24 protein-coding genes are annotated in these 20,340 nt (G+C 25.4%); 6 read left to right on the forward strand and 18 right to left on the reverse strand.

Annotated elements, in window-relative coordinates; all coding sequences use genetic code 4:
* Positions 1-46 precede the first annotated feature (46 nt).
* From SCHIN_RS03770 to SCHIN_RS03790, 5 genes are all read right to left on the reverse strand, one after another.
* Complete coding sequence (locus SCHIN_RS03770) at positions 47-727, reverse strand: hypothetical protein (protein ID WP_166508307.1); 681 nt, start codon at positions 725-727, stop codon at positions 47-49.
* Positions 727-1,449, reverse strand: a complete 723-nt coding sequence (locus SCHIN_RS03775) for a hypothetical protein (protein ID WP_166508308.1) — start codon at positions 1,447-1,449, stop codon at positions 727-729. Before SCHIN_RS03775 ends, SCHIN_RS03770 begins: the two co-directional genes overlap by 1 nt.
* Before the next feature lie 143 nt (positions 1,450-1,592).
* Entirely contained in the window at positions 1,593-1,940 is a 348-nt protein-coding gene (locus tag SCHIN_RS03780; RefSeq protein ID WP_166508309.1) for a J domain-containing protein, read from the reverse strand.
* Between the two features lie 171 nt (positions 1,941-2,111).
* Positions 2,112-2,948 (reverse strand): TMEM164 family acyltransferase, encoded by an 837-nt coding sequence (locus SCHIN_RS03785; protein WP_166508310.1) that lies wholly within the window; start codon positions 2,946-2,948, stop codon positions 2,112-2,114.
* 193 nt (positions 2,949-3,141) lie between these two features.
* The gene (locus tag SCHIN_RS03790; RefSeq protein WP_166508311.1) at positions 3,142-3,552 is read right to left on the reverse strand and encodes a hypothetical protein; all 411 of its coding nucleotides are present in this window, start codon (positions 3,550-3,552) and stop codon (positions 3,142-3,144) included.
* A 204-nt stretch (positions 3,553-3,756) separates the two neighbouring features.
* Between SCHIN_RS03790 and SCHIN_RS03795 the strand changes: the two genes are divergently transcribed.
* The gene (locus SCHIN_RS03795) at positions 3,757-4,353 is read left to right on the forward strand and encodes a helix-turn-helix domain-containing protein (protein ID WP_166508312.1); all 597 of its coding nucleotides are present in this window, start codon (positions 3,757-3,759) and stop codon (positions 4,351-4,353) included.
* 409 nt (positions 4,354-4,762) lie between these two features.
* Here the strand turns inward: SCHIN_RS03795 and SCHIN_RS03800 are convergent, their stop codons facing one another.
* From SCHIN_RS03800 to SCHIN_RS03820, 5 genes are all read right to left on the reverse strand, one after another.
* Positions 4,763-5,572 (reverse strand): hypothetical protein, encoded by an 810-nt coding sequence (locus SCHIN_RS03800; RefSeq protein ID WP_166508313.1) that lies wholly within the window; start codon positions 5,570-5,572, stop codon positions 4,763-4,765.
* A 50-nt stretch (positions 5,573-5,622) separates the two neighbouring features.
* Entirely contained in the window at positions 5,623-6,396 is a 774-nt protein-coding gene (locus SCHIN_RS03805) for a hypothetical protein (RefSeq protein WP_166508314.1), read from the reverse strand.
* 23 nt (positions 6,397-6,419) lie between these two features.
* Positions 6,420-6,935 (reverse strand): hypothetical protein, encoded by a 516-nt coding sequence (locus SCHIN_RS03810; RefSeq protein ID WP_166508315.1) that lies wholly within the window; start codon positions 6,933-6,935, stop codon positions 6,420-6,422.
* An 85-nt stretch (positions 6,936-7,020) separates the two neighbouring features.
* Positions 7,021-8,586, reverse strand: coding sequence for a hypothetical protein (locus SCHIN_RS03815; protein ID WP_166508316.1), 1,566 nt, complete (start codon positions 8,584-8,586; stop codon positions 7,021-7,023).
* A gap of 128 nt (positions 8,587-8,714) precedes the next feature.
* A complete protein-coding gene (locus SCHIN_RS03820; protein WP_166508317.1) occupies positions 8,715-9,467 on the reverse strand; it encodes a Pr6Pr family membrane protein in 753 nt (250 codons plus the stop codon).
* Between the two features lie 163 nt (positions 9,468-9,630).
* Here SCHIN_RS03820 and SCHIN_RS03825 point away from each other — a divergent pair, with 163 nt between their 5' ends.
* The gene (locus SCHIN_RS03825) at positions 9,631-10,329 is read left to right on the forward strand and encodes a hypothetical protein (protein ID WP_166508318.1); all 699 of its coding nucleotides are present in this window, start codon (positions 9,631-9,633) and stop codon (positions 10,327-10,329) included.
* Positions 10,330-10,490: 161 nt separating this feature from the next.
* Here SCHIN_RS03825 and SCHIN_RS03830 read toward each other — a convergent pair whose 3' ends face one another.
* The 3 genes from SCHIN_RS03830 to SCHIN_RS03840 form a co-directional block, all read right to left on the reverse strand.
* Complete coding sequence (locus SCHIN_RS03830) at positions 10,491-10,721, reverse strand: S1 RNA-binding domain-containing protein (protein WP_166508319.1); 231 nt, start codon at positions 10,719-10,721, stop codon at positions 10,491-10,493.
* 113 nt (positions 10,722-10,834) lie between these two features.
* A complete protein-coding gene (locus SCHIN_RS03835) occupies positions 10,835-11,887 on the reverse strand; it encodes a GIY-YIG nuclease family protein (RefSeq protein WP_166508320.1) in 1,053 nt (350 codons plus the stop codon).
* A gap of 34 nt (positions 11,888-11,921) precedes the next feature.
* Positions 11,922-12,362: a dual specificity protein phosphatase family protein gene (locus SCHIN_RS03840; RefSeq protein WP_166508321.1), complete on the reverse strand. Its 441-nt coding sequence runs from the start codon at positions 12,360-12,362 to the stop codon at positions 11,922-11,924.
* 139 nt (positions 12,363-12,501) lie between these two features.
* Here SCHIN_RS03840 and SCHIN_RS03845 point away from each other — a divergent pair, with 139 nt between their 5' ends.
* Both SCHIN_RS03845 and SCHIN_RS03850 read left to right on the forward strand, forming a co-directional pair.
* On the forward strand, positions 12,502-12,681 hold the full coding sequence (locus SCHIN_RS03845) for a hypothetical protein (RefSeq protein ID WP_166508322.1): 180 nt from the start codon (positions 12,502-12,504) through the stop codon (positions 12,679-12,681).
* An 87-nt stretch (positions 12,682-12,768) separates the two neighbouring features.
* A complete protein-coding gene (locus SCHIN_RS03850) occupies positions 12,769-13,776 on the forward strand; it encodes a hypothetical protein (RefSeq protein WP_166508323.1) in 1,008 nt (335 codons plus the stop codon).
* A 41-nt stretch (positions 13,777-13,817) separates the two neighbouring features.
* Here SCHIN_RS03850 and SCHIN_RS03855 read toward each other — a convergent pair whose 3' ends face one another.
* Both SCHIN_RS03855 and SCHIN_RS03860 read right to left on the reverse strand, forming a co-directional pair.
* Positions 13,818-14,966, reverse strand: coding sequence for an IS3 family transposase (locus SCHIN_RS03855; RefSeq protein ID WP_166508324.1), 1,149 nt, complete (start codon positions 14,964-14,966; stop codon positions 13,818-13,820).
* Positions 14,967-15,036: 70 nt separating this feature from the next.
* Positions 15,037-15,450 (reverse strand): type II toxin-antitoxin system PemK/MazF family toxin, encoded by a 414-nt coding sequence (locus SCHIN_RS03860; protein ID WP_166508325.1) that lies wholly within the window; start codon positions 15,448-15,450, stop codon positions 15,037-15,039.
* 367 nt (positions 15,451-15,817) lie between these two features.
* Between SCHIN_RS03860 and SCHIN_RS03865 the strand changes: the two genes are divergently transcribed.
* The gene (locus SCHIN_RS03865) at positions 15,818-17,242 is read left to right on the forward strand and encodes a DUF2130 domain-containing protein (protein ID WP_166508326.1); all 1,425 of its coding nucleotides are present in this window, start codon (positions 15,818-15,820) and stop codon (positions 17,240-17,242) included.
* A gap of 2 nt (positions 17,243-17,244) precedes the next feature.
* Positions 17,245-18,564 (forward strand): P-loop NTPase fold protein, encoded by a 1,320-nt coding sequence (locus SCHIN_RS03870; RefSeq protein WP_166508327.1) that lies wholly within the window; start codon positions 17,245-17,247, stop codon positions 18,562-18,564.
* Positions 18,565-18,677: 113 nt separating this feature from the next.
* Here the strand turns inward: SCHIN_RS03870 and SCHIN_RS03875 are convergent, their stop codons facing one another.
* Genes SCHIN_RS03875 through SCHIN_RS03885 form a run of 3 tightly spaced genes read right to left on the reverse strand, consistent with a single transcriptional unit; the run spans position 18,678 to position 20,250 of the window.
* Positions 18,678-19,280, reverse strand: coding sequence for a hypothetical protein (locus tag SCHIN_RS03875; RefSeq protein ID WP_166508328.1), 603 nt, complete (start codon positions 19,278-19,280; stop codon positions 18,678-18,680).
* Between the two features lie 18 nt (positions 19,281-19,298).
* A complete protein-coding gene (locus SCHIN_RS03880) occupies positions 19,299-19,658 on the reverse strand; it encodes a hypothetical protein (RefSeq protein WP_166508329.1) in 360 nt (119 codons plus the stop codon).
* A gap of 34 nt (positions 19,659-19,692) precedes the next feature.
* Positions 19,693-20,250 carry a hypothetical protein gene (locus SCHIN_RS03885; RefSeq protein ID WP_166508330.1) on the reverse strand — a complete coding sequence of 186 codons (558 nt, stop codon included), beginning with the start codon at positions 20,248-20,250 and terminating at the stop codon, positions 19,693-19,695.
* Between the last annotated feature and the right edge of the window lie 90 nt (positions 20,251-20,340).

Below are 20,340 nucleotides of genomic sequence, written 5' to 3' on the forward strand. Positions count from 1 at the left end.
AAATAAGCCTCTTTCTAAACTTATAAAAAAAGAAGGTTTAACCTTCTTAGTTTGTAGCAACTTTTTTAAATGGATGCACTTCTTTTAAATGTCTTGCTAAATTAGTTGTTATAAATAAAGTCATTGCACAACTAAATACAAGTAAAACTAAAGAAATATAAGTTTTAATATTTAAATGAAATTCACTTTTATCAATTTCACCAACTATTTCATATTCTTTTATTTTTTCAGCACGATCTTTGTTTTGTTCGTTAATTATTTTATGTTGATCTAAAACAAATCTAATATAAACCAAGAACATCAAAGCTATGAAAATTGTAATTAATAATGATGCCATCAAGTTAATAGATTTAATTAAAACTAATACTTGTTTATTTTTTGAATTAAATAGATAAACAATATTTGCCAAAAAATAGATAACTAAAATTACCATACAAGCTATAAATAACTCATACAAAGCGTGCAATCTTGAAAATATTCTAAAAGATTTTCAATATTCTATAATTCCAGATGATTGCTCATCTACTAAATCAGAATATGTAGGTCAAATATATTTAATTGCTTCAAGTGAACCGAAATCTTGATTAATTTTATTTGTTTGTATATTATTTTGACTTAAAATATGAACCTCTTGTATGTTGATGCTAAAACCAAATGTTGTAAAAACAAGTAATAAAATAAACATTATCGCAAGAGTGATAAATAAATTTCTTGAAATAGATTTCATTAATCATTTACCTCCAAAATTGGTCCATTATCTTCAATTTTTGTTTTTACAATAACTTTCTTTTCAGTTTTCTTAAATGGTTCAACTTTTGCTAAAGTTCTGTCAATTACTAAAAATTGTCAAAAAACAAGAACTATCATTGAAGCAAACAATAAAACAGTAACGTAAGTTGATTTTAAAAATCCAAATTTAAAGTAATATTTTGATTTATCAATTGTAGTTTCTGAATTTAGATCTTGTTCATAATCTTTGATATGTTGATTAAATGATGAAAGAGCCTTGTTTATTTGGCTTCCATAAGTTGAGAAAATAATAATAATCATTGAGAAAATAATAAAAGTTGTAAATATATTTATCCCTTTAATTGAAACATATATTTCCTTTCTTGAAAATTTCATCATAAGTATTACATTTAAAGCTATTTGTACTGCTAACAATGCAAAAATTACATTCAAAGCCATATTCATGGCAGAAAAGTCTAAAACTTGTGCGTAATATCCATAGCTGCCACTATCAATACTTACTGAATCGACATAAACACCATATGGATTTGTAAATGCAGCTTTTGATAATAAAAATATTTCTTTATCTTTAGTGGTTGGAATTCCTTGAACTACATCGTGTCCAATAATTTTGAACCCAAACCCTGTTACGTAAAACGCTATTATTAAAAGTGTTAAAACTGAAACGTTTAACACTAAATTAAAAGCTATTTTTTTCATTTTTCTTTCTCCTTTTATAATTCATAAAAAATTCAAAATATAATTTAATAGGTAGTCACTTTATTCATTCATATCATTCTCTTTTATGCATTAAAATTATTGCAAAAAAAAAAAAAAAATGCAACATATAAGTTGCATAATAATTAAATTTGGTAAAAATAAAAGTTCTTTAAGTAATCATATGCCTCATTTATTTCAATAAAACGAGGTGAGTGTCTACCTTGATTTGCATCAGGGTGATACTTTTTACATAACTCTAAATAACGTTTTTTTGTTTCATCAAAAGTTGCTAATCCACTCATTCCTAAAATTTTAAACTTTTCATAAGCTACTTTGTTAAAGCTTTCATCATGATCGGGTATATTTTCTCAAGTTGGAGCTCCTTTTTTAGTATTAGTGTTATCATGTTTATTTTTAAACCTTGCATAACCTATTATACAAAGTATAAACCCAGGAAATACACCCGATAACATTGCCAAAAAAAATACCAATTGCCTTACCTTTAGCTGATGTTATATAAGTAAGAACTAATAAGATTATTCAAACTATTGTTAAGAGCACCATTAAAACAAAATAAATTCCCATCCTTTTTAATCCTAATCTTTCTAATCTAAAACTATTATATAAAAAAACAACCAAAATTTGGTTGTTTATTGAAAAATTTATTTTCTACCGATTTCATTTTTTCTGCTTTGTTGAGTTTTTTCAACATAGCCTAAGAAATTTTCTCATCAAGTGTTGTGAACTTTTTGTTCTGCATTTTCACCATAAATTGGTTTGAAAAAGTAAGCAAAACTTAATCCAATTCCTAAATAAACTGTTCCTACTGTTAAGATGAACAGCATAATGTAAGGTCTTGGTCAATTTAGTTCAAGTGCTCCTGCAACTTCTCCAACGATGTAGTCTGATCCAAAGTATTGGTTTCAAACTTCAACTCCACAAACAACAATGATTGCTGTAATAGCACTTCTAAAGATTGCATCTCTTCCAAATTTGTAATTTGTGTGTCCATATAAATATAAGTACATTGCTGCAAACAATGTGCAAGCATGTCCAAAGTAGAATGTAAATCAGTTGATTACATCTCAAGGGTCTGTACTTCAGAAATATGGTTTTTCTGTTGGAAAAATAAATGTTACTATTGGACCCATTAACATGAATGGGAAAAATGTATCCATCACTCATTTATTGGGTTTAATTAATAAAATAATTGCAGCTCAAGCAGATAATGTACAAAAGTACATTAAGAAGTAATTAGGTACATATCCTCATTCTCCAGTATCTGCTGATAAATAACCAGATTCAATCATCTCTCTTGTATGAATTGGTACTAAATAAACTGTTCTTTCAATTTGATTAAATACTAAGAATATAATCAAAATGATTCTGATTGATAGAAAAACTCTACCATCTTTGTAGTATTTTGGAAACATCGATAAAGATGCTCACATAAATAAAGCTAATATAATAGCTATAGCTCATGCTAAATTTCCTTGCATATGTATTATTCCTTCCATTTAATTTTTTATTATTAAATATTTAAAAATAAATACACACGTCTTTTTGATAAAAATACACCTTATAATTTTACTACTATTTTTAACAAGATACTATATAGAGTGTAATTTTTTACAAAAAGAAATCTCTTAGAGATTTCTTTTTTTTATTTTACAAGTGTGTATTTATAGGGTTTTATTCAGCTATTTCTTTTTTATTAGACATTATTTTATAAACTGGATAACAAATAACTAAAGCAACTATTCCAACTAAACCAATTGCAATTGATGCAATTGTATATCCTGGGTGTTGTGCTACATTGTTTGTTGTTAAGATCATTACAAGACTTGCAACTAAACCTGCAAATCCTACAGCACCAATTAATGATGAAGTTGTTAAAGGTAAAGTTATTTTAAACATTTTTTTACCAGCTAAAATTCAATAAACTGGGAAAATTGCTATTAAAATTACTGCACCAATACTTCCAGCAATAACTCCTGGAATAAATAAATTTCATTCAGCCATTAAAGCCATAACCATTCCTAGAGAAAATGCAATTCCCCCTATGATTCCAAGAATCATTGAAGCTAAGTTTTCTTTTTTCATTATAAAATTCTCCTTTTCTTATACGTCTCAATTGACTCTTTTATATTATTAAGTTTATAGATTTTTTAAAACCAACTTATGGTTGCAAAGTGACAACTAGCAGTTGCTTTTAAAAATAATTTTAAATATTTAATGCTTTTTTGGTTTTTTACTTTAAATGATAAAATAAAAAAGACTTAAAAAGAATATACAAATGAGGTACTTATGCAGTTATATGACAAAATACAATTATTAAGAAAAGAAAATAATTTAACTCAAAGTGAACTTGCCGAGAAATTAAATGTTTCTAGGCAAGCGGTTCAAAAATGAGAAGCTGGAACAGCTACTCCTGATGTTTTAAAATTACCAGAACTTGCAAAAATCTTTAATGTAACTATAGATTATTTACTAGATAATGATGCAGAACAAAAAGAAGAAAATAACGAGAAAAATAATTCTCAGGAAAAAGTAGTTTTTAAAACAAAAACAAGTAGCAGTGATATGATATTTTTCATTCCCCTTGCGACAGCTATTTTCACTTTTTTAGGTATGTGATTTTTTATTGGTGGAATAATTGTTGGAATGTTATTTATTTTTATAGCTTTTTTACCAATAGCTGGGGTTATATCATTTGTATTAATGTTTTTAAATCTTAACAGTGGAACTGGCTCTATTTTAATATACCTATCTATGACAATTCTTGGTCTTTCTTTAGCATATCCAACTTATTTATTAAGCTTTATATGTTTAAGATACTATAAAAAATATTCAAAAATAATTATTCATAAAATTAGAAACTATAAATTTGGAGGAATAAACTAATGAAAAAAATAGCTTTATATATATCACTTGGTTTTGTTTTAGTTGGTTTAATACTTTTATTAACAGGATATTTACTACATGGTTTTAGTGATTTTAATTTTTGATTTTAATTAAAATCAATTTTTTTATCGTAAAAATTTCATATTTATTGAAATACAGCTTAAATTTTGTTATATTTATTTCGTCTGGTAGAAATATCAGACCCCAATTAAGTTATTATAAACCCTCCCAAGTTTATGATGACAATTAACTTTTAATATTTAATATGACAAATGAAAATTTAATTCGATTATGGACAGGCGAAAACTTAAATGTATTTATACATTATAGATTTTGTTGAGAGTTAAGATTCACAAGCCATATTAAAAAGCATTCTATATAGCCGTAGAATGCTTTTTTTCTTTTTAAATTAATCTCTGTAAAATTTAACTTTTAATGATAAGTTTTCAGTCCCATCAATTGTCAAAGCATCTCCTGAAGATACTTTGAATTCATATTCTTTTTTATTTTCAATATCTGAAATACTTTTTAATTCATCATTTTTAATTGATATATCAGTTCCTAAAGTAAATTCACTTGTAAATGTTTGATTTTTAACACCATCTACAAGTTTTCCATTAAATAGATCACTTTTTTTTAAAAAACTTACCTCTAGATATTCACTGTATTGTTCTAAGATATCTTGATAAACTTCAGACAAACTATCATCTCTATCATATTCAACTCTCAATGAATTTGCAGCACTTGTAAATGCAGAGCTAATTGCTTGGTTTGAAAAACTCATAGCAGTATTATAAACAGAAATGATTTCAGTTTCTCTATCTCACTCGTTATCATCTCATTCATAAAATTGAACTAAAATTGAGTAATTATCCTTTGTATGATCAAAATCATCATCTCCTGAAATTTCAACTCTATTTGATTCTTTTTCACCATACAATCAATAGAAATCAAGAATTTCTATTGAGTTGGATTGAATTTTATCAGTCAAACCTGCGTTACTAATAAAATTATTTAATATCTGTTCGTAATTACCTGTCAATTCATTTAAATTCAAACCACTTTCAACAGTCAAAAATCTTTCTTTTAAATTAGTTAAAGCCTTTTGGTTTCTAAAAAATAGTTCTTTAGTTCCTGGTTGGTCAGTACAGGAAATTACACTCGCACTAGTTGAAGCAACCAGTGAAAAAGATAACAATGTTTTTAATAATGTTTTCATTTAATATTCCCTCCCCTTAAATCTAATTATATACAAAAAAATGAAAATATTTACTCTTCCATTTCGAAGGCAAATATTCTCATAATTTTGTATTCTCCTCTTTTTCTTGCATTTTTATAATTATCTGCAAGAACTTTGTATTTTTCCATTACATAAGGAACTACATCTTCATAAATTGGTTCTATGTCTTTAAAAACTATTTCTTCTTTATCTATTCTTTTATTTGTATAACATTTTTGAAAATCTAAATCAGTTGTTCTTTCATAAACATTGTAATTGTATTTAATTCTTTTTAATCCCTTCATTTTAGGGATTGCTTTTGAAAAGTCTACAAACTTTTCAATTCTTTCTAATGTTTTACTAATTTTTTCATTTTTAAGTTTTATTGATAATAAGCTTTTAGAAACTGGTTGTAAGAAACGTAAAATGTTTCTAAACCAACCTCCAAAATGATTTTGTTTTTTGAAATACATAAAAAAGTTTAATTGGATTTTGTGGTTATTGATTGAATCGTCAACTAAATGATCTTCAATCATTTCTCTTAAATTTTCACCTTCGACATACATTGGTTGATTGTAATTAATATTTAAAGTGGTTTCAAATTCACCTTTTCATTTTGTTCTTACAAATAGATTTATATCCATTAAAGGATGACTCATAACAAAGTTTGATTCATCCACATTTTCCATCATACACTTGATTTGAAAATAAGCATTTTTTGAGATTTCTTCCTTATGTAAAACTCAATTTATTTTAAATACTCCTCAAGGTTCTCTGGGATCTATTGTTTGATTACAAATACAACATATTTTTTCGTAGTACATTCACATCACTCCTTACTGTTCTATTAAATAAATAAGGGTAAAAATTCATTCATAAATGATTTAAAATCATCAAAATATATTAATTCTGTTATTGATAATGATTGTTTTGCGGTATTTTTATATTTTAAAATTTCAATATAAATATTTATTTGCTCTACATCTAAAGTATCTAGGAATCTAACTGGAGATGATTGAAGAGAAGGTTCCATCGGTTGAAAACCTAAGTTGCTTTCTCTTTCTAAATACATGTCCAGTAACTGCTCGGTCTCTTCTTTACTCTTGCCATTAACATCAATTTGATAAGATACAGCTTGATGGTTATCTGCTCTGTAGATAACGTTATTTGAATTAAAACGTAAAAAGAAATTTATAAATTTATAATTAGAATTTAAAAAACTGATTTTAAAGATTTGGTCGAAAACTCTTACACCTTCTTTTGAGTTTATTTCAACATCTCGTGGCTCATAAAATTCTATATGAGTACAACCAGCTGCATTTAAGAATTTATTAATTTCTGTAAACATTTCTTTCATATTCATTGCTACCAACCCGTTTCTATTTTAATTTTATCATTTAAATTTTATATACTATAACCTTAATTAAAAAAAGCAAGAAATTTCTTGCTTATTGTTTTTTCTTACGTTTTGGTTTTATAACTAAGAAGTAAAATATTAAACTTCCACCAACAAGTCCCCCAATTAAACCAACACTACTTGCAACTATTGTTGCTATGTTGTTTTTTTTGAAAGAACCATCAGCAAAACTTTTACCTTCATAAATACTTAAAGCATTAGAATTTAAAATAGTTTTTCAAGTTCTAACATTTGATTTTACTTTTTCTAGAGTAATTCCTAAGTAACCATCAAGTACATGTCCCATTTCGTGATTTATTGTGGCATATATGTTTGGTGTACTTCATCAAAATTGTTGATATTGGTCATTTTCACTTGCATCACTAAACATATCAATTGATTTTCCACTAACAACAATACTTGCAAATGCAGTTGAAGTGTATATTGAATTGTTGTAAAAGTAAGAAGAAGTGTATGCCATAACCCCTTCTTGCGTTCCACTTAATGGATAGTCTGGTGAAATCACTAATGCAAAAAAGTAATATAAGAAGTAGTCTTGTTCATCTCATTTTGTAATGGATAAAGTTAAGTTAATCATTTCTAACATTTGATTTTTAAATCCATCAGTTTTTACGTCAGATCAACCAAAATGTTTTTGTAAATTATTTACACTTTCTAAAAAGTTTATAGTTGAACCAGAACTGGTTGTTGATGTGAATTTTGTATGTTCTAAATAATATTCATCCATTTCATCATAAGTTGCAAAATATTCTTCTTTGAGTTTTTCTTTATATTCATCAAATTCACTAATTGAATTTGATGAAGCTTTTGTAAATGTATCATTCATAAAGTTTGAAGTTTGAAATTTTTCGACATCTTCTTTGTCAATTGGCAACGTTTTTAAAACCTTATCTTGTCCATAACTTAGATTTCCATCATAATTTCAATAACCAAATGAAGTTGCCAGTGCTTTTAAAGTATAATTATAATTTTTTACACCAATTTGAGAAGAAAGATATTGTAAATCATTGTATGTTAAATCACTACCTGAAACACTTGTTTTAGAAGTGTTATATTTTAAGCTATCTTTCACAGGATTTTCATTAATTCAATTCTTAACATTTTCTCAATTAACATCACTAATTGCTCCTGAATAAGAGTTTTTAATTACATTATAAACATGCATAAAAAAGTAATTTAAAAGTTCTCAACTTTTGTTTTTTGCAGAATCTTCTGTAGTTTGTCATTTTGCATATGCTTCTGCAAAAAACTCTTGATAACTTGTTAATCCATACATTGAAATATTTACAATACTTCCAATTAATCCCATTTCAAAGAAAATTGATGAGTCACTTTCATACCCATCTCGACCACTTACTTTTTCAACCAAATCATTTACATATGTATTTTCTGAAATATCAGAGTTTTTATATAAAAAATATTGTAATGCTCGTCCAGCTCACATAAATTCATCAGTTGAACTTGATCCAGATGTATTTTCACTGTACGAAACTACTATATTGTTTTTTGTTGCAGTTATTGTATCATTTACAAAAACTGTACTAATTGATAAAGAACCTATCACTGTTGTGAATAGATATTTAATAGATTTTATCAATTAACTCACCTCTTTCAAAGATAATAACATTATTCCCCTCTTTTGACTAGGTTTTATCTTGCTAACATTCAATATTTCAAAAAAAAGAAAAAAAATTTCCTTTTGCAAGGAAATGTATTATTTATTTTTTAAATTGTTTTGAAACTCTTTTGATAGTATTTAGCTTTACATACTTTATTGTTAATTCAATTGTATAAATAACTAAATCCGATCATAATTCCAAGAATTAAGAAGAAAGCTATAAAGAATCAACCAACTCCAGGAATTCCAATCAATCCATCTCCATGAATATTAAGGAAAAAATACGGGTATAAAATTCCTTTATATTCAGGACCTGAATGATATCTCATTTCACCTCTTACCATGGCATAAATACAGTAAGAAATTACTAATGTAAAGTGTATTCAAAACTTCTTTAAAAAGAAATCGTTCAAATTTATGTTTATTTTGTTTGGCATAAGTACAAGAACATAAACCACATAAGCTATTGGGGAAATTATATGATTTATGACATTGGCAGTTTGGGGGATGGGTTTAGAAGGAAACGCATCATCCAAAGGAACCAAGATGAAATTTCAAATCAAAGCAGTTACTGTAATCATAACAGCCACACAATTGGCAGTTGTTTGACTTAAGATTTTTGTTTGACCCTCTTTTTTATAGTCTATAGCGGCAACTAAAAACCATACACATACTAATACATTTGAAAGCAAAGTAAAAGTTGTAAAATAATCAATGGTATAAGTTTCATAGCTATTAAAATAATCAGTTGCAATCACTTGCCCATCTACTAAATTGTAAATATAGTAGAATATTATTGAAAAAGCTGATAATAATCCAAATACTCATTTATAGATCAACCTTATTTTCTTAGAATCCATCAGTATGCTCCTTTCTTTCTTGGTTGTTATAATTGTAAATCAATATATTAAAAGCGCTAAAAACCCAAAAGTTATTTTAAATTTTAAAAATTATTTTATTGCTGTATCTATTTTATTTTTTTGGTATATAACTATTTATGGAAAAAAGAAAGGTATGAATTAATTGAAAGAACAATTATCTAAGGTCACTAGCTCTGCTTTTGCAGGATCTAAGATTAATATACTGTTGTCAGAAAATGACAAACACATTAGTTACACTAAAGTCGAAAATGAATATGAAATTATTGATAAAAGCATCATGTTGTTTTCATCGATACCAAATAGTCGAATAAGATATTTTTTATATGAAATGAATAATACTGTTTTTTTCAATATTAAAGCTCTTGAAAATTTAGGTTTTCATAAAGATGCTTTAAATTTATTAGAACAAAAACATTTTAAAAACACTACTTTCGATACTCTTGAAAAAGTTGGTTTCTTTAGAGATGATATTTCTAAGGATATTTATATTTCAGAAACCAACACTCTTCTTGTAGGCTCAAAAGGTCCAAAATTTTGATGAGAGTGACTAACTTTTAGTTGAAGTTTGTTTTTAAGTTATAGATATGTAAATGCTCTTTATTCAAATAAGCATAAAGATAAATTAACTGAAAACTTAAACATCTTACATGAAGTTATAGCTCAAATTCCTGGTTTTGGTATACAAAAAGAATTTGTAATTAAAGTAATTGATAATCTAATGAAGGTAAAAAAAGCAAAAATTAAGTGATTTAATACAAATCGTGGAGTTATGATTAAATTTAGAAAAACCAATATCAAAAATATTAATCGATCAAGAATAAATTTAAAAAAGTATAAATAAAAACAAAAAAACTGCAATGAATTGCAGTTTTTTTAATAACAATAACGTTCGCTTAAATACACAATTTTATTAGAAACTTCTGAAACTAAATTAGGTCGTTAGTAACTACTTCAAATATATAGTGTTTAGAAAATATTATGTTAATTCGTTGATACTTTTAACTAAACTCTTTTTAAAGAAATTTTAGCTTGTTGTTTTGGTTCATCAATTGAAATTACGTATCCGTCTAATTCTTGACCTACACTTAAGTGATCATTTACATTAGTTACGTATGCGTCTGTAATTTCTGAAATGTGAATTAACCCATTGTACACTTTACCATCAATTGTCACATCACAGAATGCTCCAAAATTAACGATATTTGTAATAGTTACTTTAACGATTTGTCCCATATTTTGCTTCTCCTTTATCATTACTATATATCAAAAAAGTATATAAAGATAGTATTTTGGAAAATTATTTTAAAATAATTTAAATTTTTTATAAAAAAATGACACCTATTTTGCTAGTTAATTGCATTAAAGCCTCTAGAACCAGATTGACTAAATTCTATTCATTTTGTTTCGTTTTTCTTTAATTCTTGTTTGTTTCATGAGTTTTTATCATTTTCTTCTAAAATATAAAAACTAATATCATCAAGAGTTAATCTTTTATGATTTAAATATTCAACTATTTTTTTGTATTTCATTTCAGATTTCTCTCAAAAATTATTCTGAATTTGATTAATTTGATTAATGTGTTGTTTCCAACGTCTTATCAAATTCTCTGCAAGACCCACATAAATTGGTAAGTGATATTGATCATAATCAATTTCACCTACCACTATCATGTAAATTCCTTGGTTTTCATTAGTATAATAACCATTTGCTATAAGCGAGTACTCTATCTTTGTACTATTTTTTATTATTTCTTTTAAATCTTTATTGTCAAACTCTTGTTTTCTTTTTACATTATAAATAATTTTATTATAAGCATATTGGGATAAAACTTTGATATTTGAATAATAAACCTGTAATAAATTATGAGCAGAATTATGGTATTCTTTTGAAACAAACAAAAATACTATTCCCAAAATCACCATTATTACCGAAACGATTATCATTATATTTCAAATAATATTTACACTCCCATTTGTAGAATCAGCTTCAAAAGAAACTTTTTTAAAAATACTAATACCCAAAACTATTAAAAACATAAATGAAAAAAGTGCCAACATCAAGAATATGGATTTTTTTGACTCAATTTTTGCAACCTCTTTATCAACGGCCATTTTTTCTTCTTTTTTCTTTGATACATATTGACTATATTCGTTCACACTGTAAAACTCCGGTTCATCTTGTTCCAAAAATGGATTAATGTCATTAGAGTCTTTGATTGTCAAATATTTAACTCCACCCCTAGGCCCCACTTCTTTGACGTATTTCTTCTTCTTTTCTAAAGCAAAAAAACTTCCTAATTGTTCTTTATTTGTAAAATCTAATGTAAAAAAAGTGTCAATTGAATTAATATCCTCTTCTTTTATTAAATGGTAACTGTTTTTATAAAAATTTTCTATCATGATATACTCCTCTTAATATTTTCAAAAAAATTGATTAAAAATTATATGGATAATTTTTAATCAAAAATTCTTTTCATCCTGGATTAGGACTGTGATCTGGATATATTTCTCAAAAAGCATTTTGACTTTCTTTGTAATTATCTCCAGGTATAAGTTTATTTCTTACTAAATACATAAATACAATAGAAGCACTTCTATTTACCCCTCACAAACAATGGACATAAATCTTTTTAGTTGCTATATTTTTTTCAATTTGTTCTATTGCATCATTTACTGGTCCAACATCCATTGTTTTGAAGTTTGGATAGTCTTCAAACCTGTAGTAAACTGCAGGTTCATTTAAATCTCAAAAGATATCTTGTTTTTGGCTACAAACATTGTAAAATATCTCTTCAGCACAGCTTATTCTTAAATTAGTATCACTTGGTGCACTGTGTCTATCTCCAAGATAAAGGTTTTCTGTTATTTTTCTCATAATTTTACCCTTTCTAAAAGCTCATATAAGTTTATTTTAAACCAAAGAGTAGTTGTTTTGAGGTTTAGTTGTAAATAAACGTCATATGTACTTTAAAAGTGTTGTAAAGTCAATATATAATATATTTGGAGGCTAAATTATGAGAAAAATAAATCTATTATTGGCAATTATCTTATTTATTATGGGTATTGTCCCTGGAGTTATCTATATTTTATTTCACCCATATCACAGCAATATCACTTTAATATTGCTGTTGATTTTCTTTGTAATACCAGGGGTTGTTTATTTATTATGACCTAGTGAAGGTTACTTAAGATAAAATGTAAGAAAAAATCTCTCTAAGAGATTTTTTCTTTAGCATTTTAAATTAATGAGAGTAAACTAATAACATTAAGAGGAAAAAACAATGAATACAGAAATTTACAATAAATTAACCAAAGAAATCGAACAATTATCTGACAAAATTAATAAAGTTTTATTAGAAAATGAGAAATTAAGACAACAAAGTAGAGGGTCTGAAAAACTATCAGCTTTACATACTCAAATTTGAAATACTTTTTTTGGTAAAAATCAAAACTTTAACAATTGATTTGATCTAAACAAGTTAATTGCTACCAATGCTATAAAAGCTTGTCAAACATGTTTAGTAAATGATGTTAAAGTTTATAAAATGGATAAAACCCAAGAACAAGAATATATTAACGCTATAAAAATTGGTCAAAACCAACAGTATTTAGAAAAAATACTTAAAGGTTTTGACCAAGAAAAACAAGACCAAATTACAAATGGTTTAACTTCTAAACCTTTTCATTGTATTATTTGTAAAAATCACAGTTTTGGTCTGGTAAGTTTTTGTCAAGGTTGTGGTGATGTAGTTTGTTCTACTTGTTGTACATATTGATATCACCAACCTAACCTTGCTCAAAAAACAGAATCTGAACAAGAATTAAACCAAGATATTGATAATTTAATCGAAAAGTTAAAAGAGTTAAAAGAAATATTAGACAGTGAGCAAAAACTAGATAAAGAAATAGTTGATAAATGTGAAACAGTATTTATTAATGTATTAAAACTATTAAAAAGAGATAGATATACTGATGAATCTCCTATTCACTTTTATAATAGAGCTTGAGAAACATTTGTTCCTTGTTTAGGTTGTTTTGAAAGTATGCAAAAGACTTATGAAATAAGTCAAAAGGATTGAGAATCAATTGTGGTTTATACAAAAATGAATCATATTCCAATTTATGTACAATTACAAAATTTACAAGCAGTAAAAGATAAAGAAGATTTTTGTAAAATTGTAGGAAATCACTGTTATATTTGTAAGGATTTTCATAACCTAACAAATGATCAAATGTGTGTTGATTGTGACATGAACGTATGTCAAAAATGTTGCTTTGTTAGACAATAAAAAAAAGAGGATTTATATAGTGGGAAAAAATAATTCTACACTTAAACTTGAACATTAACACCAGCAGCAGATGCTGGTGTTTTTCAATTCAAGTTCTTTTGTATTCTTTCGTTATTATATCAATTTATATATCATGATATATGTTTTGTTATATCTTTAATATTCATTTGTTTAGTATTTATATGATTCAAATATTCTCCCTTTAGGCAACCAAAAAAGTATTCTATTTCTCTATTGTCTAACGAATTACCAACTCTTCCCATTGAAGTTTTAGCCCTTACTTTTTTTAATGTTGCTAAAACACTTTTGCTAGAATATTGAGCACCATGATCTGAATGGAAAATAAATTCAGTTCTATTTAAATTGTTAATTGTGTCAATCACCAATTGATTATCGTTTATGGCAGATAATTTTCAAGACTCTATATATTTAGTTTTGTGATTAATTGCAGCAGATAAATAAATATTTCTTTCCTTTAAATTTGCAGGGATGTAGGATACATCTGTTGCAATAATGTTATCTACATCAGGATTATAATTCCTTTTAACTAAATCTTTATAACGAACGTTGGTATTTTTTGATTCAGCTTTTCTTTTTTTTCTCCTTGTTAGAGTAATCAAGCCTCATCTAAACATATAGTGTCTTAAGGTTCTATCAGAAATGTCGACTCCTTGTTCATTTAAAATTACAGCAATTTTTCGACTACCATAAATTTTTTTAGACAAATTAAAAATACTTTCAACTTGTTCTCTTAAATGATCGTACTTATATTTTCTTGTGACTTTAGCTTTGTAATAACTAGTTCTATGAAATTTTAAAATCTTTGGTATTAAATGCTTCCTTAAATGGCAAAAACTATCTAAGGAATTTTTATTTCGTTTATCTCTTTGTTCTTTTATTCAACTTTCTATAATTTCTCTTTTTTCATCTTCATTTAATTCATCGATTATTGATGGAATATCTGAATCATCGCGGCTTTTAGGTCTTCCGCTACCTTTTGTTCTAATTAATGCGTTCATACCTTTATTATCTAATAAAAAGACTTTTGATTTGATAACTCTTTGAATATAACAATTTTTTGTGGTCTTACCTGTTAATTGCTTATATTCATTTACAGCTTTCATCAAACCATCTTCTTTATATATTCCTATAATAAAAATCCATTGATTTATTGTTAAGTTTTTAGACATAAAAAAATTCTACACTTCCTTTCAGATGTGTAGAATTATTTTTTCCCTGTTTATTAATCCTCTATTTTTTTTATAAATTAATTCAATTTAACAATTTTTGATTGCCCTCTTTAAATATATACTTTTTTGCAGAATTTGATAAATCTATCATTTTCCCACCAATAGAATAAATGAATTGAACTTGATTAGTCTTTACCTTCATAACTGAATCTCACATTAAAAATGAAGGTTTTTTTAATGCGTTAAAAGGTGATCTAAAACTATTTTGTAATTTTTTATAAGTTGTTTTAGTTGTTAAAGGAACAACCAATAAAACAGATTCTCCTTTTGAATTATATTTAAAATTTGACAATACAACAGCGGGTCTAGTTTTTAAAAAATCACTATCAAAATCACCATGCTTATTTTTATTTCCGCTAATTAAAACATCCTTAGAAATTGATAAATTATCAAAAATTTTGTTATCATGAATTTTGTTAATCATACTACATCATATTTTCTATATTTCATATTTTTTTTCCTCAAAAAAAATCTCCCGTAAAGGGAGGGCGTGCCGCAATGGGCAAATTGAGGAGTTAACCTCTTCTATTAATATAACATTTATTCACCCAATTTGAAAACAGTTTTCAAATTAAAAAAACATTAATCTTAGCCGTGTTAAGGTTTATTGCATTCACACTCCCCTATTCTTCTCTTTTAAATTATTTGTTTTTTATTTGCATTTTTTTTATTTATTGTTATTATCTCCTTGTATTAATAAAGAGAAAAACAAGTCACTCCTAAGTAACTGGAAATGACTACATTTAATTTATTATTACACAAATAAAATATATGAAAGGAATCCAAATGATATGGAACTTAATTTTTTGTGTCCAAAATGTGGACAAACCATTACAGAAAAAGACTTTGATCAAAGTGAACAAAGTCTAAAACATTTACATGAATTTTTTAATTCAAAAGAAAACATTTATAAAGAAGAATTATCAAAAGAAATAAAAAAATCTTTTGATAAACAAAAACAATTAGAACTAGACTCACTTAAAACAACTATTGAATCTAGTTATATTGAAAAAGTTACAAAACTTGAAAATACAATTCAAAACTTATCACAAGAAAGCGAAAACAAACTTGCCCTTTCAGTTAAAGAAACTGAAAACAAGTATATAAAAATTATCACTGACTTAGAAGCAAGTTTAAAAAACTTACAAACTGAATCTGAAAGTAAAATTTCTTTAACAGAAAAAAATATAGAAGCAAAATATTTACAACAACTAGCTGACTTAAATCAACAAATAGAATTACTTAAATCAGAAAGTACTTCAAAAATTTCAATCGCTCAAAAAGAAGTTGAAAATAAATACATTCAACAAATTAGTGAGTTGACAGCACAATTAGATAAAGTAAAAACTCAAAGTCAAAATGAACTTGAAACATTAGAGTCAAAAATAAAATTAACTAACCAAGAACTTTTAAATTCTAAAAATCTTGAAATTGAAAAACTAAAAAATGAATTAGCATCAATTGAAGATAAAAGTAAACTTGCAAGTAAAGAATTAATTGAAAATTACAGACAAGAATATGAAAACAAACTTGCAATTGCAAATGCAGAAATCACAGAACTTAAAATAAGCAACGCTCAAAACAAAGTTATCCAAAATAAAACTAAAGGAGAAAACTTTGAACATGATGTTGAAGGTGAGTTAAGAAAAGTATTTGTAAATGACATAATTGAAAAAATAAATGATGCAACTAAAAAAGCTGACTTTAGACATACCATAAAAGAAGATGGCCAAGTTATGGGTAAAATAATTTATGAAGTTAAAAATGCGGAATGAAAAAATACTTGAGAAAAAAAACTTACTGAAGATATGGCTAGAGAAGAATCTAAATATGGTATTCTTGTGGCTACAAGTTTCAATGATCAATACAGAGGAATACCTTTTAAAGTATCAGATCAAAACCCAAATATCTTTTTAACTGATGCAGATAGTTTTACATTTGTTGGTAACATTGTGAGAATGTTAATTAGAACAGAAAATAAATTAATTGAAAAATACAAAGATGGAAATCAGTCAGAGAAAATTAAAGAGTTTAACAATTGAAGAGATACAAGTTTTATAGCCTTTTCAAAAATGTTAGAAGATCAATTTAAAAGAATAGAACAAAGCGAAAGTTCAATAACTTTGAAAATTAATGATATCAGAATAGCTAGACAAAAAATTGTAGGACAATGGTTGAAAGTTGTTAAAACATTTATTGAAGGGATGAATATCTAAACATGACAAAAACCGATTGACTATTAAAAATAATACAAGATTATTTTGCAAAAAAAAATAATACAAATTCAATTGCAATTCACGGTGATTGGGGAACTGGTAAAAGTTCTTATATGGACTTATTAAAAAAAGAAATTGCACATTATGTCGAGGACACATTAACATACAAAATAGATCTTTGAAGTCTAGAATTACATGAAGATAATTTTTTATATATGGTTATTGTTGAATTTTTCAAATGTTTATCGATAAACCCCAGTAATGATAAATTAATTAAGAGTATTCCAAAATTTTTACTTTCAACTATTTCGAATATTACTAAAATAGATTTCAATAAGTTTACCGAGAAAAATGATGACAAAATTATTGAAAATTTAAATAGTAAAAATGATTTAGAAAACAATTTTAAAACGATTAGTAAAACTATAGATTCAGGAAATAATAATTATGTTTTTATTTTTGATGAACTTGACAGATGTTCAAAGGAAAATCAAATAAAATTTTTTTCAATACTTTATAATATATTATTTAAACTTAAAAATACAAAAATATTTTTCCTAGTTTCTGCTAATTTCAAAAAAGTATCAAAAATTGATTATGACAAAACATATACTGAAAAATTTTTTGATATAAATATTTCCATTGAAAAACTTGTTGATTTCGATAACACTTTTATTAATGGTGATAAACTAATAACCGATTTCATAAAACATGTTTATAGTGATATTAATGATTTCAGGTTTTTTGAGAAAACTTTAAATTTAATAAAAAGTTTTATTTTAGAAGATGATTTGGATAAGATTTTTTTTCTGCACCTTAGAATTCTAAAATATAAGAATAGAGAAGTTTTTAATGAAATCTGTAATTCTCTAAAAGTAAAATTTTTAAGTAATTTATCTTATATTTGTTCTAAAATTAAATTTGGTTATTTCGATGGTTATTGAGAGGGTTATTCGACTTTTATTGAAGAAGAAAACAAGATAAATGCGAAAGAAATTTTAAAATTTCCCTTAGGCAATGAGATTACTTTTGATTTGAAAGCTTTTGAAACTTACAAGATACCATTAAAAATTGCACTACCTTTTATAAATAAAAAAAACGATAATTCAATTAAGACTAAAGATTATTTAGAAGTAGAGATAACTTCTTCAGGAGATAAAAAAGAATTCATAAATAACATACACGTTAACAATCATCTTTTGAATATCGATAATTTGTCTGCTAAATTTTTAAATTATTTACCTCTTAAATTCAATTATGAGGATATAGACAGTTACAATAATATGGAGACAATAATCTCGTATGTTGATTTAATCGATTAATAATAAAATTTGAAACAAAGATTTTCAAACTAAAACTTTAAGATGAATATTTAAAAAGGCTACAATTTTATTAATTGTGTAGCCTTTTTAAATTTAAAATGTTATCTTCTGTTTTATAATTTATTTAATATTCAATTTTCTTCAAAAATAAACAGTGTTTTAGCCATTGAAAAATCATCTAAGTCTTTAATTAATTCCATGGCTAATAATTCTTTTAAACCTTCATATAGTTTTTTTTGACCTTTAAAATTTAATTCTACTAGTTCTTTTAATTTTTCAATTGTTAAATCTTCAATATCTTCAATATCATAAGTATCTAATATTTTTTCTAACTCATTATAATATTTTTTTGTTTCTTTAAAACCTTCTAATAGTTTATCTCTTGAAGGATTTATTAAAGCTCTTTCAGTTTTAGAAAATGTATCAAACTTTAGACCATCATAAATATGTCTTGAAAATCTACCAATATGGTACATAATTTTATAACCATTATGTTTATATTTTTCATGTATTAGATCTGAAAGTTCTTTAGCTTCATTACTATCACTTAGATTGAATGTCTTTTTTAAACCTTTAACTTCTATAAAAACTTCTGGTATGTGAAAAGGTCCATTTGTTTTTAATGAATTTTCACATTTTTCAAACGATACACTGAATGTAAATTGTTCGCTCATTTTTTTTAATTGTTTATCATCTATTTTTTCTATATTTTTCATTTTTTTCTCCTTTTTGAATTACAAAAGTAATTCACATTGTTTTTTATAATTTCTAAGTCTGTAAATTATAAATTCTTTTTCAATAACATCCATATCATCAAAAATTGTATTTTGATTTTCAATGATTTCTTTTAAAGCTAAAAAGTATCTAAAGTATAAATACTTAACTACCAAAGAACCTTGCTTTGGTCACTTCTCAAAAATGAAGTTAGTCATTTTTGAAGAATAAATATTATTGCTAATTTCAAAACTTTGATTTTGTTTATCTAGGTTTAAAATAATTCTTGGTTGTAATTCTTCTATTCCAAAATCATTTTTATCACCATTTATTTTTAAATCAAAAGAAAGTTCTTTATCTATTTCTTTTATTAATTTCATTTTTTCTACACTCCATGTACTAAAAAATAATTAATTATTTTTTATTATATTTTTTTGATTTTGTTTTACTAGCTTTATCATCTTCAAAACTAGAATTAAAGAAAGTTAAAAAGTCTGATTTATTTTTTGAACTATTTGGAAAGTTTGAATTTACTTTTAATTTTAGTTCTTCAACTTTTTGTGCTCTTTCTTGATTGTCAAATAAGTCAAATGACCCTTCTTTGTCTGTTTCAATTTCTTCAATTGATTCAGAAACTGAATTTTTTTCATTTCAATTAATGGTTACTCTTTTATCAATAGGATCACTTAAATCTCTTTTTCTTTTATTAAACGGATAGCCTTTTAGAGCTTCTAAAACTCTTGAATAATAATCAAAAATTAATCCTGCTAGTTCCAAACCTCTTTCTTCAAAATGTTCTTTTAAGAAGTCTATAAGATTTTGTGCGGATTCTTTTTTTATCAAATTAAATTGTTTATCAAAATCTTCTAAATTTAAAATAACATCTGGAACATTAATTTCATCTCCATTTAATAGTTCTGCTTGTAATTTCTTATAATCTACTGTAATTTTAAAAATAAATTGGTTGTTCATCTTTTCCTCCTCTACCAATTAAGGTATTCTACAAATTTGAGTTTTTCATTCCTCAATTAAACTATCGTCATCGTTTTAGAAAAAATGTAC

This window comes from Spiroplasma chinense, from assembly GCF_008086545.1.
GTDB lineage: Bacteria > Bacillota_I > Bacilli_A > Mycoplasmatales > Mycoplasmataceae > Spiroplasma_A > Spiroplasma_A chinense.